This window comes from Pseudomonas fluorescens, assembly GCF_001307155.1.
GTDB classification, from domain to species: Bacteria; Pseudomonadota; Gammaproteobacteria; order Pseudomonadales; family Pseudomonadaceae; genus Aquipseudomonas; species Aquipseudomonas helvetica.
The window spans coordinates 4,132,525-4,146,220 of sequence record NZ_CP012830.1 but is presented as its reverse complement, the minus strand read 5'-3'; the positions used below and the strand labels follow the sequence as shown (position 1 = coordinate 4,146,220).

The 13,696-nt window shown below is 60.0% G+C and carries 16 protein-coding genes; 2 read left to right on the top strand and 14 right to left on the bottom strand.

Annotation, left to right across the window (positions count from 1 at the left end; translation table 11 throughout):
• Position 1: 1 nt before the first annotated feature.
• The 5 genes from ccmE to ccmA all read right to left on the bottom strand — a co-directional run bounded on the left by ccmE (position 2) and on the right by ccmA (position 2,706).
• Positions 2-457: a cytochrome c maturation protein CcmE gene (gene ccmE, locus AO353_RS18870; RefSeq protein ID WP_054596313.1), complete on the bottom strand. Its 456-nt coding sequence runs from the start codon at positions 455-457 to the stop codon at positions 2-4.
• A complete protein-coding gene (gene ccmD / locus AO353_RS18865) occupies positions 454-630 on the bottom strand; it encodes a heme exporter protein CcmD (protein WP_019692354.1) in 177 nt (58 codons plus the stop codon). The genes ccmE and ccmD overlap by 4 nt, the downstream gene beginning before the upstream one ends.
• Complete coding sequence (locus tag AO353_RS18860) at positions 630-1,382, bottom strand: heme ABC transporter permease (protein WP_054596312.1); 753 nt, start codon at positions 1,380-1,382, stop codon at positions 630-632. Before AO353_RS18860 ends, ccmD begins: the two co-directional genes overlap by 1 nt.
• Before the next feature lie 77 nt (positions 1,383-1,459).
• A complete protein-coding gene (gene ccmB / locus AO353_RS18855) occupies positions 1,460-2,128 on the bottom strand; it encodes a heme exporter protein CcmB (protein ID WP_054596311.1) in 669 nt (222 codons plus the stop codon).
• Positions 2,125-2,706 carry a cytochrome c biogenesis heme-transporting ATPase CcmA gene (gene ccmA, locus AO353_RS18850; protein ID WP_237142901.1) on the bottom strand — a complete coding sequence of 194 codons (582 nt, stop codon included), beginning with the start codon at positions 2,704-2,706 and terminating at the stop codon, positions 2,125-2,127. Before ccmA ends, ccmB begins: the two co-directional genes overlap by 4 nt.
• A gap of 249 nt (positions 2,707-2,955) precedes the next feature.
• On the opposite strand from ccmA, the gene AO353_RS18845 reads away from it, so the two are divergent.
• Both AO353_RS18845 and AO353_RS18840 read left to right on the top strand, forming a co-directional pair.
• Positions 2,956-4,527, top strand: a complete 1,572-nt coding sequence (locus AO353_RS18845; RefSeq protein ID WP_054596309.1) for a flagellar hook-length control protein FliK — start codon at positions 2,956-2,958, stop codon at positions 4,525-4,527.
• Positions 4,524-4,853: an EscU/YscU/HrcU family type III secretion system export apparatus switch protein gene (locus AO353_RS18840; protein ID WP_019692359.1), complete on the top strand. Its 330-nt coding sequence runs from the start codon at positions 4,524-4,526 to the stop codon at positions 4,851-4,853. The genes AO353_RS18845 and AO353_RS18840 overlap by 4 nt, the downstream gene beginning before the upstream one ends.
• Before the next feature lie 202 nt (positions 4,854-5,055).
• Here AO353_RS18840 and AO353_RS18835 read toward each other — a convergent pair whose 3' ends face one another.
• The 9 genes from AO353_RS18835 to AO353_RS18795 form a co-directional block, all read right to left on the bottom strand.
• Positions 5,056-5,448, bottom strand: coding sequence for a DUF2802 domain-containing protein (locus tag AO353_RS18835; protein ID WP_054596308.1), 393 nt, complete (start codon positions 5,446-5,448; stop codon positions 5,056-5,058).
• Positions 5,449-5,934: a chemotaxis protein CheW gene (locus AO353_RS18830; RefSeq protein ID WP_019692361.1), complete on the bottom strand. Its 486-nt coding sequence runs from the start codon at positions 5,932-5,934 to the stop codon at positions 5,449-5,451.
• Between the two features lie 76 nt (positions 5,935-6,010).
• Positions 6,011-6,907: a CheW domain-containing protein gene (locus tag AO353_RS18825; protein ID WP_054596307.1), complete on the bottom strand. Its 897-nt coding sequence runs from the start codon at positions 6,905-6,907 to the stop codon at positions 6,011-6,013.
• Positions 6,908-6,940: 33 nt separating this feature from the next.
• Positions 6,941-7,729: a ParA family protein gene (locus AO353_RS18820; protein ID WP_054596306.1), complete on the bottom strand. Its 789-nt coding sequence runs from the start codon at positions 7,727-7,729 to the stop codon at positions 6,941-6,943.
• A 50-nt stretch (positions 7,730-7,779) separates the two neighbouring features.
• Entirely contained in the window at positions 7,780-8,667 is an 888-nt protein-coding gene (gene motD / locus AO353_RS18815; RefSeq protein ID WP_054596305.1) for a flagellar motor protein MotD, read from the bottom strand.
• Positions 8,668-8,679: 12 nt separating this feature from the next.
• Positions 8,680-9,420: a flagellar motor protein gene (locus tag AO353_RS18810; protein ID WP_054596304.1), complete on the bottom strand. Its 741-nt coding sequence runs from the start codon at positions 9,418-9,420 to the stop codon at positions 8,680-8,682.
• Complete coding sequence (locus AO353_RS18805) at positions 9,420-10,547, bottom strand: protein-glutamate methylesterase/protein-glutamine glutaminase (RefSeq protein WP_054596303.1); 1,128 nt, start codon at positions 10,545-10,547, stop codon at positions 9,420-9,422. The genes AO353_RS18810 and AO353_RS18805 overlap by 1 nt, the downstream gene beginning before the upstream one ends.
• Before the next feature lie 49 nt (positions 10,548-10,596).
• Entirely contained in the window at positions 10,597-12,840 is a 2,244-nt protein-coding gene (locus tag AO353_RS18800; protein WP_054596302.1) for a chemotaxis protein CheA, read from the bottom strand.
• Positions 12,841-12,878: 38 nt separating this feature from the next.
• Positions 12,879-13,667, bottom strand: coding sequence for a protein phosphatase CheZ (locus AO353_RS18795; RefSeq protein WP_054596301.1), 789 nt, complete (start codon positions 13,665-13,667; stop codon positions 12,879-12,881).
• Positions 13,668-13,696 lie beyond the last annotated feature (29 nt).

Sequence of the window (13,696 nt, the reverse complement as noted above, 5' to 3'; positions counted from 1 at the left end):
GTCAACCCTCCTTCGCGGGTGTTGGAGCGGATTGACCACTGTCTTTGAGCGCCTTGGTCACTTCTGGCGGCATGTATTTCTCGTCGTGCTTGGCCAGCACTTCGTCAGCCACCACCACGCCGTCTGCATTCAGTTTGCCCAGCGCAACGATGCCCTGCCCTTCACGGAACAGGTCCGGGAGGATGCCGCGGTAGGTGATGGTCACGGATTTGTTGAAGTCGGTGACAATGAATTTCACGTCCAGCGAATCGCCGGAGCGTTGCAGCGAGCCCTTCTCGACCATGCCGCCAGCACGAATGCGCGTGTCTTGCGGGGCTTCGCCATTGGCGATTTGGGTCGGTGTGTAAAAGAGGTTGATGTTCTGCTGAAGGGCACTGAGGGCCAGGCCGACAGCTGCGCCGACACCGACCAGGATCGCGAGAATAATGATAAGACGCTTTTTACGCAGCGGATTCACTTGCTGTTCTCCCGGCGCAGACGGCGCGCCTCTTGTTGCAGGTAACGCTTGCGGGCCAGGATCGGCGCAGCCACGTTGAGAGCCAGTACCGCCAGGCAGATGCCATAAGCCGACCAGACATAAAGACCGTGATGGCCCATGGCGAGGAAGTCGCCGAATGAAGCAAAACTCATTACGCGGCCTCCAGGCTGTTTTGCACTTCGGCCTTGACCCAACTGGCACGGGCTTCGCGCTTGAGCACTTCAAGGCGCATGCGCAGCAACAGCACGGCGCCGAAGAAACAGTAGAAACCCAGCACCGTCAGCAGCAACGGCAGCCACATTTCGGCTGGCATTGCCGGTTTTTCGGTGAGGCTGAAGGTGGCGCCCTGGTGCAGGGTGTTCCACCACTCCACCGAGTACTTGATGATCGGGATGTTGATCACGCCGACAATCGCCAGCACCGCGCAGGCCTTGGCTGCGCTGTCACGATTGCTGATGGCGTTGCCCAGTGCAATCAGACCGAAGTACAGAAACAGCAGAATCAGCATGGACGTAAGTCGTGCATCCCAGACCCACCACGAGCCCCAGGTCGGTTTGCCCCAGATGGCTCCGGTGACCAGCGCCACGGCGGTCATCCAGGCACCGATCGGCGCTGCGCATTGCAGGGCGACGTCCGCCAGTTTCATCTTCCACACCAGCCCGACAATGCCGCAGACCGCCAGCATCACGTAGCAGGACTGCGCCAGCATGGCGGCCGGCACATGAATGTAGATGATTCGAAAGCTGTTGCCTTGCTGGTAGTCCGGCGGCGCGAAGGCCAGGCCCCAGACCACGCCGACGCCGATCAGCAGCAACGCCGCGACACTCAGCCAGGGCAGCAGTTTGCCGCTGATGCCGTAAAACCATTTGGGCGAGCCGAGCTTATGAAACCAGGTCCAGTTCATTACTGTTTCCATCACGGTTGTTCTTCGCCATCACGAAGAACCAGGGTCTTTACTGGTTAAAATTTAACCAGACCTCATTATTCGCCGACGCTGATCTTCAGGCCAGCGGCTATTGCAAAGGGTGTCAGGGTTATCGCCAGGGCGGTCAGGCTACCAAGCCACAGCAAATAACCGGTTGCCGGCATACCCTGCAAGGCTGCCTGCAAGGCGCCACTGCCGAGAATCAACACCGGGATGTACAGCGGCAGAATCAACAACGCCAGCAACAAACCGCCGCGCTTCAATCCGACCGTCAGCGCCGCGCCCACCGCACCGAGCAAGCTCAATACCGGTGTACCGAGCAACAGCGACAAGAGCAAAACCGGCAGACAAGCGGCAGGCAAACCGAGCATCAACGCCAATAACGGGGCAAGCAACACCAGTGCCAAGCCGGAAAACGCCCAGTGTGCCAGCACCTTTGCCAAAACCAGAAGAGGCAGGGGGTGCGACGAAAGGACCCACTGTTCAAGGGATCCGTCCTCGAAATCACTGCGGAAAAGCCCGTCCAGCGAGAGCAAAACCGATAAAAGGGCCGCGACCCAGACCAGCCCCGGTGACAAGGTTTGCAACAATTGTGTCTCAGGTCCGACCGCCAATGGAAACATTGAGACAACAATGGCGAAGAACACGAGAGGGTTGGCAAGCTCGGCAGGACGACGACACAGCAAACGCGCCTCACGGGCGACCAACAGTGCGAAAACACTCATACGGCCCACTGCCCCAAATCGATGTCGCGGTAACCGGCCGGCATCCGGGCCAACGTGTGGTGAGTGGTCAGAATCACCATGCCGCCTTGCTCGCAGTGTGCGGCCAGGTGTTCTTCCAACTGGGCGACGCCTTGTTTATCCAGCGCGGTGAATGGTTCGTCGAGGATCCATAGCGCCGGGCTGTCCAGATACAAGCGGGCCAGGGCCACGCGGCGTTGTTGACCAGCGGACAGGGTGTGACAAGGAACATCTTCGAAACCGCGCAGTCCTACCGCTGCCAGCGCCTGCCAGATCGCCTCATGCGTCGCCGGCTGATGCAACGCGCACAGCCAGCTGAGGTTCTCTTCAGGGGTCAGCAGGTCCTTGATTCCGGCGGCATGGCCGATCCACAACAGGTTATGGGCCAGCTCCGGACGCTGCGTGTTCAAAGGCTGGCCGTTGAGCAATACCTGGCCGCTGGTCGGCTGCATCAAACCGGCAAGCAGGCGCAGCAAGCTGGTCTTGCCGCTACCGTTAGGGCCGCTGATCTGCAACATGTCACCGCGGCCCAGACGCAACTCGAGGTTTTCGAAGAGCATCCGCCAGTCTCGCTCACAGGCGAGCGCTACGGCTTCTAGTAGAGGGATGGTCAAGAGATCGCGGGCCTTTACGGTTCAAGTCGGCAATGGAGCGGCCGTTAAAGTGATGCAGCATAGATGTATTGACGGCCTGTTCTAGAGAGCTGCGTCAAACATTTGCGATGTTTTCCGCGCCCCGACAACAACGGGGCGGCATTATACATGTCATGTCCTACTCCAAAGAGGGCAATTTCGACAGGGTGTGACCTGATGACCGGCGAGATGAACATCCTTCCACTGCCCGCTACGACGCCGGCCACCTCGCGCCCGCTGGTGGTCAGTGGTGAGTTGCTCAAGTTGCAGACCCCGGTGGAAGGTTTGATCGCCGCAGGCCAAAGCGCCAGCGCTGAAGTGCTGTCGCTCAAACAGAACGACCAGACTTTCCAGTTGCTGCTCAAGGTCACTCTGGACAGTGGCCGTCAGACCACTGTGCAAGCCACCAGCAACCAGCCTCTGCCTCAAGGTACTAACCTGACGGTCAGTCAACCTTCAGCCGGCAGCCTGGCGATTACTGTGCAACAGGCCATCGCCTCCAACATCGCCACCCTCACCCGTCTCGACACCTCACAACTGCCGGTTGGCACCTTGCTGCAAGGTAAAGTCCTGACCACCCAGTTGATGCCGCAAACACCGGGGCAGCCGGCGGTCTATCGCTCGCTGGTGAGTGTGCTCAATACCGCGCTCAGTGGCAGCACCTTGAGTATCGACAGCCCGCAGCCGTTGCGCATCGGCAGCCTGCTCAGTGCCTTGGTCCAGGGCGCGCAAAGCCTGAGCTTCGTGCCTCTGGCCAGTCGTCAGGAGCAACTGGCGGTGAGTCAGCAACTGCTGGCCCAGCAAAGTCGCCAAGGCTCATTGAGCGGGCTGATCGATGCCCTGCAAAACCTGCCAGCCTCCGACAGCACCTCCGACGATCTGCGCGCCGCCGTCGACAAACTGCTTGCCGACCTGCCAGACGTTCAGCAACTGAGCACCCCCAAAGGTCTGGCGCAGGCGCTGGTCAACAGCGGGCTGTTTCTGGAAAGCAAACTGCTCACCGGACAGAACCCTGCGCTGACGCCGGACATGAAAGGCAATTTGCTGCGATTGATCGCACAATTGGCCCCCGACCTGCCGGCCAATACCAGTTTCAACGCGATCATCGCCGCCAACACCCTGGCGCAGGCGCTGCCAAGCTTTGTCCGCAGCGCCCTCGGCACCCTCGGGCAGGTCAGCGCCAAACCGCAGCCGAGCAGCTTCCCCCTGCCCTCGCGGTTGCTGCAAAGCCTGGAAGGTGAAGGCGATCTGGAGCATTTGCTGCGCCTGGCTGCAGCGGCCGTTTCGCGCCTGCAAAGTCATCAACTGTCGAGCCTGGAACAGACCGGCATGACCGAGGATGGCAAGCTGCAAACCACCTGGCAGCTGGAAATCCCCCTGCGTAACCTGCAAGACATCGTGCCGTTGCAGGTGAAGTTTCAACGCGAGGACACACCGGAAAAGCAACAGCACGAGAAACCTGTCGAGCGCCAGCCGAAGCAACGGCTTTGGCGAGTCGAGTTGGCGTTTGACATGGAACCGCTTGGGCCGTTGCAGATCCAGGCACAGCTGGCCCAGGGCAAACTCTCCAGCCAGCTCTGGGCCGAACGGCCTTATACCGCCAGCCTGATCGAAAGCAACCTGGAGGGCTTGCGCGCGCAGCTGCTGGCATCGGGCCTGAATGTCGGCGACCTGAATTGCCACCTCGGTACGCCGCCCCAAGGCAATCAAACCCGCCTCGAACAACGCTGGGTCGACGAAACCGCATGAACAACCACACGCCACCGCGCCAGGCCATCGCCCTCAAATACGACGGCAGCCATGCCCCGACGCTCACAGCCAAAGGCGATGACGAACTGGCCGAAGCGATTCTGAAGATCGCCCGCGACTATGAAGTGCCGATTTATGAGAATGCCGAGCTGGTGAAGTTGCTGGCGAGGATGGAGTTGGGTGAAAGCATCCCTGAAGAGCTCTATCGCACGATTGCCGAGATCATTGCGTTTGCCTGGAAACTCAAGGGCAAGTTTCCGCAAGGGCATGGTTCTGAGGAGACGATAGTGGAGCGGGATGTGACAGAACGCGGGGATGATTACTGATCAAGCAGCTGTTGCAAGCTCACTGTGGCGAGGGAGCTTGCTCCCGCCGACCGGTTCGAGCTCGGGCGCAGCAGTCGTAAAAAAGCTGACGGAATCTATCTGGAAGAATGTAATTGTGGGTTTCAGGGCTGCTTCGCAGCCCAGCGGGAGCAAGCTCCCTCGCCACAATTGTTCATCCGTCGGCAGACTCGCGCAGTCGCTATCAGTTCTTGTGCAACTTGCTCATCAACTCGGCCTCTGCCTGGGTCAGGCCGCAGGACTGGGTCAATTCGTCGACGCTGGCGCCCATTCCCACCAGGCGGGCTGCCTGGGCGAATGACAGGCTCGACGGGTCACGCTGCTCAAGCTGGGCCAGCTTGTCCGGCAAGGGGCCGACCACCGCACGCAGTTCATGCAGGTCTTCACCCATGCGCACGTTACCGTTCTGGTAGTCGTCGACACGCTTGGCCAGGTCCTTGATGCGTTGATCGCGCAACGCATTGCCCTGGGCTTGCAGCGCTGCCAGCTCTCGCTGCTTGCGCGTGTAAGCCAGGAACATCGCCAGGGTCCCTACCCACAGGAACCCCAGTACTATGACAGCAACCTCGAGAATCAATCAGATACTCTCCAGTTCCGACCACTCTTCTTCGCTCATCATTTTGTCCAGCTCGACCAGGATCAGCAACTCGTTGTTCTTGTTGCACACGCCCTGGATGAACTTGGCGGATTCTTCGTTACCGACGTTAGGCGCGGTTTCGATCTCGGACTGACGCAGGTAAACCACTTCGGCCACGCTGTCGACCATGATCCCGACCACTTGCTTGTCGGCTTCGATGATCACGATGCGGGTGTTGTCGCTGACTTCGACGGTGCCCAGGCCAAAGCGCTGGCGGGTGTCGATCACGGTCACCACATTGCCGCGCAGGTTGATGATGCCCAGCACGTAGCTTGGCGCACCCGGAACCGGAGCGATTTCGGTGTAGCGCAGGACTTCCTGAACACGCATCACGTTGATGCCGTAGGTTTCATTGTCCAGCTTGAAGGTTACCCATTGCAGGATCGGATCTTCGGAACCCTTTGCAGACGACGCCTTATCATTCATACCCTGACCCCTCGAAAAACCGCCTGTGGCGGTGTGTGTTCTGCCCGGCCGCACTGTGTATGCGGCCAGCTGCTTGTTATGTAGGTTTGTGGGCCGGCTTACCGCCGCCCATGTGCTTGGCACCACCGCTGGCGATCAACTCCGCCAGCTCCGAGACATCCAGCAACGCACACATGTGCTCGATCACCGTCCCGGCCAGCCATGGCCGTTGACCCCGATGGCTGCGCCATTTGATTTCGTTCGGGTCCAGGCGCAACGAGCGGCTGACCTGATGCACCGCCAGCCCCCACTCATAACCCTGAACCGAGATTACGTATTGCAGGCCCTGGCGGAAGTCATCGCGATAACGATCGGGCATGACCCAGCGCGCGGTATCCAGCACCTTCAGGTTGCCGGCCTGACTTGGCAGGATCCCGAGGAACCATTCCGGCTGGCCGAACAATGGCGTCAGCTCATGACCGGCCAACGAGTAAATCGAACCGAGGCACACCAGCGGTACGGCCAGGGTCAAACCGGCGACGTCGAACAACAGGCATTCAAACGGTTCGGCAGCCCAGCTTGGCCGGTCATCGCCGACCACCGGCGGTGGCGTGTTGCTCGGCGGCAGATGGACTTCAACCACCGGCTCGACCAGCGCTTTGAGCAAGGGGGCGACCGTTGAAACCGGCGCCAGTATCGGTACAGGTGCTTCCAGTACCGGCACGACAACGGGCGCCTCGGCAACCGGAGCTACAACGGGAGGCGCAACCACGGGCTTTTGTGCATCGCGAGCCTGCTCTTCGAGCACTGCAGCCTGGAACTCGTCCAGTGCGCCTTGCGCCTCAATGGCTTCAACGACCTCGACGACTTCTACAACCTCGGGCAATACCTCGACTTCTGACGGCAACTCCTCGGTCGCGTCTTGCAACAACGCATCCAGATAGGACTGCAACGCCAGTTGTGGTCGGCTGGTAATTTTTACTGGCCGGTTCATTGGCACCCCATCCCGGCAGAGAAAAGATTCACCTCAAGCCACCTGCGGAACAAGTTGCTGCGCCAGCAAATGCTTGAGCAGTGCGCGGTACGCCAGCACTCCACGGCTCTTGCCGTCGAACTGCGAAGGGGTCAGGCCGGCACGGCTGGCATCACGCAGTCGGGTATCGACCGGGATGTAGCCTTGCCAGATTTCTTCCGGGTACATGTCGCGCAGCACCCGCAAGGTTCCCAGCGAGGCTTGGGTGCGACGATCGAACAGGGTCGGCACGATGCTGAACGGCAGCGCTTGTTTACGCGAACGGTTGATCATCGCCAAGGTGTTGACCATGCGCTCCAGACCTTTCACTGCAAGGTGCTCGGTCTGCACCGGGATCACCAACTGCTGGCTGGCCGCCAAGGCATTGACCATCAGCACGCCAAGCAACGGTGGGCTGTCGATCAACGCGTAATCGAAGTCCTGCCACAATTGCGCCAGGCTCTTGGCGATCACCAGGCCCAGGCCACTCTGCCCCGGCGACTGGCGCTCGAGGGTGGCGAGCGCGGTGCTCGACGGCAACAGGGAAATACGCTCGTCGCTGGTCGGCAGCAACAGCTGCCCGGGCAAGCCTTGCGGCACGCTGCCCTTGTGCAGAAACAGGTCGTAGCTGCTGTGTTCCAGGCTGTCGGGGTCGTAACCGAAGTAGCTGGTCATAGAGCCGTGTGGGTCGAGATCGACCACAACCACGCGCTTGCCCGCCTCAGCCAGCAAACCGGCTAAAGCGATGGAGGAAGTGGTTTTACCGACACCACCCTTTTGATTGGCGACTGCCCAGACTCTCATTCAGATTGTTCCTCCCGGTCGAATCAATACAACCGAGAAATAGCTCAACGTTATAAGCCGGGTGACGGAGAATTGACGGCACTCTCGTGTCCCGGCGACTTGACAGTCGTCGGTGCAGTTTGTGTGCCAGCACGCTTCAACGCGGCGTCCGGTTTTGCATTAGCGGTTCCGGTACCGGTCAGGCTGCGGCGTACATCGAGATTGCGCGACACCACCAACACCACGCGCCGGTTACGCGCACGCCCTTCGGCGGTCGCGTTATTGGCCACGGGCTGGAACTCGCCGTAACCCACCGAGGCCAGACGCCCGGGGTTGACACCCTGCATGGCGAGCATGCGCACGATGCTCGCCGAGCGGGCCGAGGACAGTTCCCAGTTGGTCGGGTACTGCGCCGTGCGGATCGGTTGATCGTCGGTGAAGCCTTCAACGTGAATCGGGTTGTCGAACGGCTTCAGAATCGCCGCGACCTTGTCGATGATGTTGAACGCGATATCGCTGGGCATCGCATCGCCGCTGCCGAACAACAGGCTGGAGTTGAGTTCGATCTCGACCCACAACTCGTTGCCACGCACGGTCATCTGATTGGAACTGATCAAATCGCCAAACGCCGCACTGATGTCATCGGCAATACTCTTGAGCGGATCCTTGCTGGCCTGGGCGATGCCGGCATCGATCTGCTCGCTGTCCTTGACCAGCGGCTTGGCCGGGGTAACCGTCTTCGGACGTTCTTCGCCAATGGGGATCGGCTTGAGGGCACGGTCAGAGTTGGTAAAGACCCCGACCAGCGCTTCGGAAATTTCCTTGTACTTGCCTTCGTTGATCGAAGAGATGGAATACATCACCACGAAAAAGGCAAACAGCAGTGTGATGAAGTCCGCGTAGGACACCAGCCAGCGCTCGTGGTTGACGTGTTCATCGTGCTGACGGCGACGAGCCATGAGGTTATTCCCTTAGTCCATGAAGCCCTGAAGCTTCAACTCGATGGAGCGTGGGTTTTCACCTTCGGCGATCGACAGAATGCCTTCCAGCAACATTTCGCGATAACGCGACTGCCGCAACGCGATGGACTTGAGCTTGCTGGCAATCGGCAACAACACCAGGTTGGCGCTGGCCACACCGTAGATGGTCGCGACGAAGGCCACGGCAATGCCGCTGCCCAGTTGCGACGGATCACCCAGGTTGCCCATCACATGAATCAGGCCCATGACCGCACCGATGATACCGATGGTCGGCGCATAGCCGCCCATGCTTTCAAAGACTTTGGCGGCTTCGATGTCACGGCTTTCCTGGGTGTAGAAATCCACTTCGAGGATGCTGCGAATCGACTCGGGTTCAGCGCCGTCGACCAGCAACTGCAAGCCTTTGCGCGAGTAGCTGTCGGGTTCGCTGTCCGCTACCCCTTCAAGCCCGAGCAAACCTTCCTTGCGCGCGGTGAGGCTCCAGTTGACCACACGGTCGATACCACCGGCGAGGTCGACGCGAGGCGGAAAGAGGATCCAGCGAAGAATCTGCATGGCGCGCTTGAAGGCACTCATCGGCGACTGCAACAACGCAGCGCCAATGGTCCCGCCGAGCACGATCAGTGCCGCCGGGCCATTGGCCAAGGCACCGAGATGCCCGCCTTCCAGGTAGTTGCCACCAATAATGGCGATGAACGCCATGATGATCCCGATGAGGCTTAAAACATCCATCAGATGCACGCCTCGGCCAGGTGCTTGCCGATATCGTCGAGGCCGTAGATCGCGTCAGCCAGATCGGCTTTGACGATCGCCATCGGCATGCCGTAGATCACGCAACTGGCTTCATCCTGGGCCCAGACCGCGCTGCCGCCCTGCTTGAGCAGACGCGCGCCTTCGCGACCGTCGGCGCCCATGCCGGTAAGGACTACCGCCAGAACTTTGTCACCGTAGGACTTGGCCGCTGAACCGAAGGTGATGTCCACGCACGGCTTGTAGTTCAGACGCTCGTCACCCGGGAGGATTTTCACCGCGCCACGGCCGTCGATCATCATTTGCTTGCCACCCGGTGCCAGCAAGGCCAGGCCCGGACGCAGGATGTCACCATCCTCGGCTTCCTTGACGCTGATCCGGCAGAGCTTGTCCAAACGCTCGGCGAAAGCCTTGGTGAAGGCCGCCGGCATGTGCTGGATCAGCACGATCGGCGCCGGGAAGTTTGCCGGCAGCTGTGTCAGCACCCGTTGTAACGCAACCGGGCCGCCGGTTGAGGTACCAATGGCAACCAGCTTGTAGGCTTTGCGTTTCGGGGCCGGCGACGATGCGCTGGCAACCGGCGCACGCGCAGGAATCGGCGTCGGGGCCGGACGCACAGGCGCAGGCGCACTGCTGCCGAAACTCGAAGGTGCCGGTGCCGGGGCTGGCGCGGCGGCTGGAGCCGGGGCGCTGTAGGCGCTGAAACGACGGTTACTGCGCGAAATGCTGTGGACCTTTTCGCACAGCAGTTGCTTGACCTTCTCGGGATTGCGCGAGATGTCTTCGAAATTCTTCGGCAGGAAGTCCACCGCGCCGGCATCCAGTGCATCGAGAGTGACCCGAGCGCCTTCGTGCGTCAGCGAGGAGAACATCAAAACCGGGGTAGGACAGCGCTGCATGATGTGCCGCACCGCCGTGATGCCATCCATCATCGGCATCTCGTAGTCCATGGTGATCACGTCTGGCTTGAGGGCCAGGGCCTGATCGATCGCCTCTTTACCGTTGGTCGCCGTACCGACAACCTGGATACTCGGATCTGCTGAAAGAATTTCCGAGACGCGGCGGCGGAAAAAACCAGAATCATCCACCACCAGGACTTTGACTGCCATAAACACTCCGTTAGACGGAGCGAGGCTCAGTCGCCCCGCTCCGCCAGAATCAAATACGCCGTGCGGCGTAACGCTTGAGCATGCTCGGAACATCGAGAATCAAGGCGATGCGACCGTCACCGGTAATGGTGGCGCCGGACATGCCCGGGGTTCCCTGAAGCATTTTGCCCAATGGCTTGATGACCACTTCTTCCTGGCCCACCAGCTGATCGACGACGAAGCCAATCCGCTGAGTGCCCACTGAAAGGATCACCACATGGCCTTCACGCTGCTCTTCGTGAGCGGCGGAGCTGACCAGCCAGCGTTTGAGGTAGAACAGTGGCAGCGCCTTGTCCCGTACGATCACCACTTCCTGACCGTCGACCACGTTGGTGCGCGACAGGTCGAGATGGAAAATCTCGTTGACGTTGACCAGCGGGAAAGCAAAGGCCTGGTTGCCGAGCATGACCATCAGCGTCGGCATGATCGCCAGGGTCAACGGGACCTTGATGACGATCTTCGAGCCTTTGCCCTTGGTCGAGTAGATATTGATGGTGCCGTTGAGCTGGGCGATCTTGGTTTTCACCACGTCCATGCCCACGCCACGACCGGACACGTCGGAGATCTCGGTTTTGGTCGAGAAACCCGGCGCGAAGATCAGGTTGAAGCAGTCGGACTCGCTGAGACGGTCCGCCGCATCCTTGTCCATCAAGCCTTTCTTCACGGCGATACCGCGCAGAACATCAGCGTCCATGCCCTTGCCATCATCAGAGATGGACAGCAGGATGTGATCGCCTTCCTGCTCTGCGGACAGAATCACTTTGCCGCTGCGAGGCTTGCCCATCGCCTCACGATCAGCCGGTTCTTCGATACCGTGGTCGACCGAGTTACGCACCAAGTGGACCAGCGGGTCGGCCAGAGCCTCGACAAGGTTCTTGTCGAGGTCGGTTTCTTCACCGACCAGCTCCAGGTTGATCTCTTTCTTCAACTGGCGCGCGAGGTCGCGAACCAGGCGCGGGAAGCGCCCGAAGACTTTCTTGATCGGCTGCATCCGGGTCTTCATCACTGCGGTCTGCAAGTCGGCCGTGACCACGTCGAGGTTCGACACGGCCTTGGACATGGCTTCGTCGCCGCTGTTGAGCCCCAGACGGACCAAGCGGTTACGCACCAGTACCAGTTCGCCGACCATGTTCATGATTTCGTCGAGACGTGCGGTATCCACACGTACGGTGGTCTCGGCTTCACTGGCCGGTTTTTCCGGTGGCGGTGACGCCGCTGCGCGGGCGGGAGCCGGTGCAGCAGCGGCAGCAGGCTTCGGCGTTTCAGCCTTTGGCTCGGGCGCTTTAGCCACAGGTGCTGGCGCTGCAGCCTTGGCAACTGGTGCCGCCACAGAAGCAGCAGAACCCGTGCCAACCTCCGTGAACTTGCCTTTGCCATGCAATTCGTCGAGCAGCGATTCGAACTCGTGATCGGAGATCAGATCGCTACCAACGGCTGCAGCCACAGGTGCCGCAGGTGCCGGAACGGCAGCAATTGCCGATTCCAGGGCATCAACGGCGAAGTTGCCTTTGCCATGCAACTGATCGAGCAGTGCTTCGAATTCGTCGTCGGTAATGTCGGAGCTGTCGCCTGCCGCTTTCGGGGCAGCCGGTGCGGCAGGCGCTGCCGCCACTGCATCAGGGGCGAACTGGCCTTTGCCGTGCAATTGGTCGAGCAACGACTCGAACTCGGCATCGGTGATTTCATCGCTGCCGGCAGCCGCTTCAGGTGCCGGGGCTACAGGCGCCCCCGACTCAGCTTGCGCCTTGACCGCGTTCAGCGAGTCCAGCAGCAGTTCGAATTCATTGTCGGTGATGTCGCCCGATTCGCTTTCAGCGGCGGGTGCTTCAACCACCTCTGCAACTGGTTGCGCCACATCGGCTGTTTGAGGCTCGGCCAGGCGGGCCAGAGCCGCCAGCAGTTCCGGTGTAGCCGCAGTGATCGGTGCTCGTTCGCGGACTTCGCTGAACATGCTGTTCACGGCGTCCAGCGCTTCGAGAACCACGTCCATCAGTTCCGAGTCGACGCGACGCTCACCCTTGCGCAGGATGTCGAACACGTTCTCGGCGATGTGACAGCACTCCACCAGCTCATTGAGCTGGAGGAAGCCGGCGCCCCCTTTTACAGTGTGAAAACCGCGAAAAATTGCATTGAGCAAATCCGCATCATCGGGTCGGCTTTCCAGCTCGACCAGCTGTTCGGACAGTTGCTCTAGAATCTCGCCGGCCTCAACCAGGAAATCCTGAAGGATCTCTTCATCGGCGCCGAAGCTCATTAAGGGGGTGCTCCTAAAGGTCTAAAAACCTAAAAAACCTAAAATCCAAGACTGGATAGCAAATCGTCCACATCGTCCTGACCGGACACAACGTCTTCTCTTTTATCGGCATGAATCTGCGGACCTTCACCCTGAGAGAGATGTTTTTGCGGATCTTTTTCAGCCAGCATCGCTTCATGGTCATGTTCGATGCCCGCAAAGCGGTCTACCTGACTGGCCATGAGCACGAGCTTGAGCAGGTTGCTTTCGACTTCAGTGACCAGTTGAGTCACGCGCTTGATCACCTGACCGGTTAGATCCTGGTAATCCTGAGCCAGCAGAATATCGTTGAGGTTGCCCGAGACGACCTGGCTCTCCTCGACGCTACGCGTCAGGAAACCGTCGACACGCCGGGCCAGTTCGCGGAACTCTTCGGCACCGACTTCGCGGCGCATGAAACGTCCCCAGTCGGCGCTCAAGGCCTGGGCGTCAGTGCTCAGGCCATTGACCAGCGGAGTACTGTTCTCGACCAGATCCATGGTCCGGTTCGCGGCCGCTTCGGTCAGCTTGACCACATAGGACAGGCGCTCGGTGGCGTCTGTGATCTGTGAGACTTCCTCGGCTTGCGGCATGTTCGGGTCAATCTGAAAATTGACGATCGCGCTATGCAGCTCGCGAGTGAGCTTGCCCACCTCCTGGTACAGGCCGCGGTCACGGGTCTGATTGAGCTCATGGATCAGTTGCACAGCGTCACCGAACCTGCCCTTTTCAAGGCTTTCGACCAGTTCGTGAGCGTGTTTTTTCAGGGTCGATTCGAAATCGCCCTGTGAAGATTCTCTTTGCTCCATAGCTCCCCCCGTGGCGCAGTGGCTCCGCG

What these genes read in the sequence shown, in the direction of transcription:
- ccmB (WP_054596311.1), bottom strand. Translation starts at nt 2,128, where the DNA reads ATGAGTGTTTTCGCACTGTTGGTCGCCCGTGAGGCGCGTTTGCTGTGT.
- AO353_RS18845 (WP_054596309.1), top strand. Translation starts at nt 2,956, where the DNA reads ATGACCGGCGAGATGAACATCCTTCCACTGCCCGCTACGACGCCGGCC.
- AO353_RS18830 (WP_019692361.1), bottom strand. Translation starts at nt 5,934, where the DNA reads ATGAATGATAAGGCGTCGTCTGCAAAGGGTTCCGAAGATCCGATCCTG.
- AO353_RS18860 (WP_054596312.1), bottom strand. Translation starts at nt 1,382, where the DNA reads ATGAACTGGACCTGGTTTCATAAGCTCGGCTCGCCCAAATGGTTTTAC.
- motD (WP_054596305.1), bottom strand. Translation starts at nt 8,667, where the DNA reads ATGGCTCGTCGCCGTCAGCACGATGAACACGTCAACCACGAGCGCTGG.
- AO353_RS18795 (WP_054596301.1), bottom strand. Translation starts at nt 13,667, where the DNA reads ATGGAGCAAAGAGAATCTTCACAGGGCGATTTCGAATCGACCCTGAAA.
- AO353_RS18825 (WP_054596307.1), bottom strand. Translation starts at nt 6,907, where the DNA reads ATGAACCGGCCAGTAAAAATTACCAGCCGACCACAACTGGCGTTGCAG.
- AO353_RS18820 (WP_054596306.1), bottom strand. Translation starts at nt 7,729, where the DNA reads ATGAGAGTCTGGGCAGTCGCCAATCAAAAGGGTGGTGTCGGTAAAACC.
- AO353_RS18810 (WP_054596304.1), bottom strand. Translation starts at nt 9,420, where the DNA reads ATGGATGTTTTAAGCCTCATCGGGATCATCATGGCGTTCATCGCCATT.
- AO353_RS18840 (WP_019692359.1), top strand. Translation starts at nt 4,524, where the DNA reads ATGAACAACCACACGCCACCGCGCCAGGCCATCGCCCTCAAATACGAC.
- AO353_RS18800 (WP_054596302.1), bottom strand. Translation starts at nt 12,840, where the DNA reads ATGAGCTTCGGCGCCGATGAAGAGATCCTTCAGGATTTCCTGGTTGAG.
- ccmA (WP_237142901.1), bottom strand. Translation starts at nt 2,706, where the DNA reads ATGCTCTTCGAAAACCTCGAGTTGCGTCTGGGCCGCGGTGACATGTTG.
- AO353_RS18805 (WP_054596303.1), bottom strand. Translation starts at nt 10,547, where the DNA reads ATGGCAGTCAAAGTCCTGGTGGTGGATGATTCTGGTTTTTTCCGCCGC.
- ccmD (WP_019692354.1), bottom strand. Translation starts at nt 630, where the DNA reads ATGAGTTTTGCTTCATTCGGCGACTTCCTCGCCATGGGCCATCACGGT.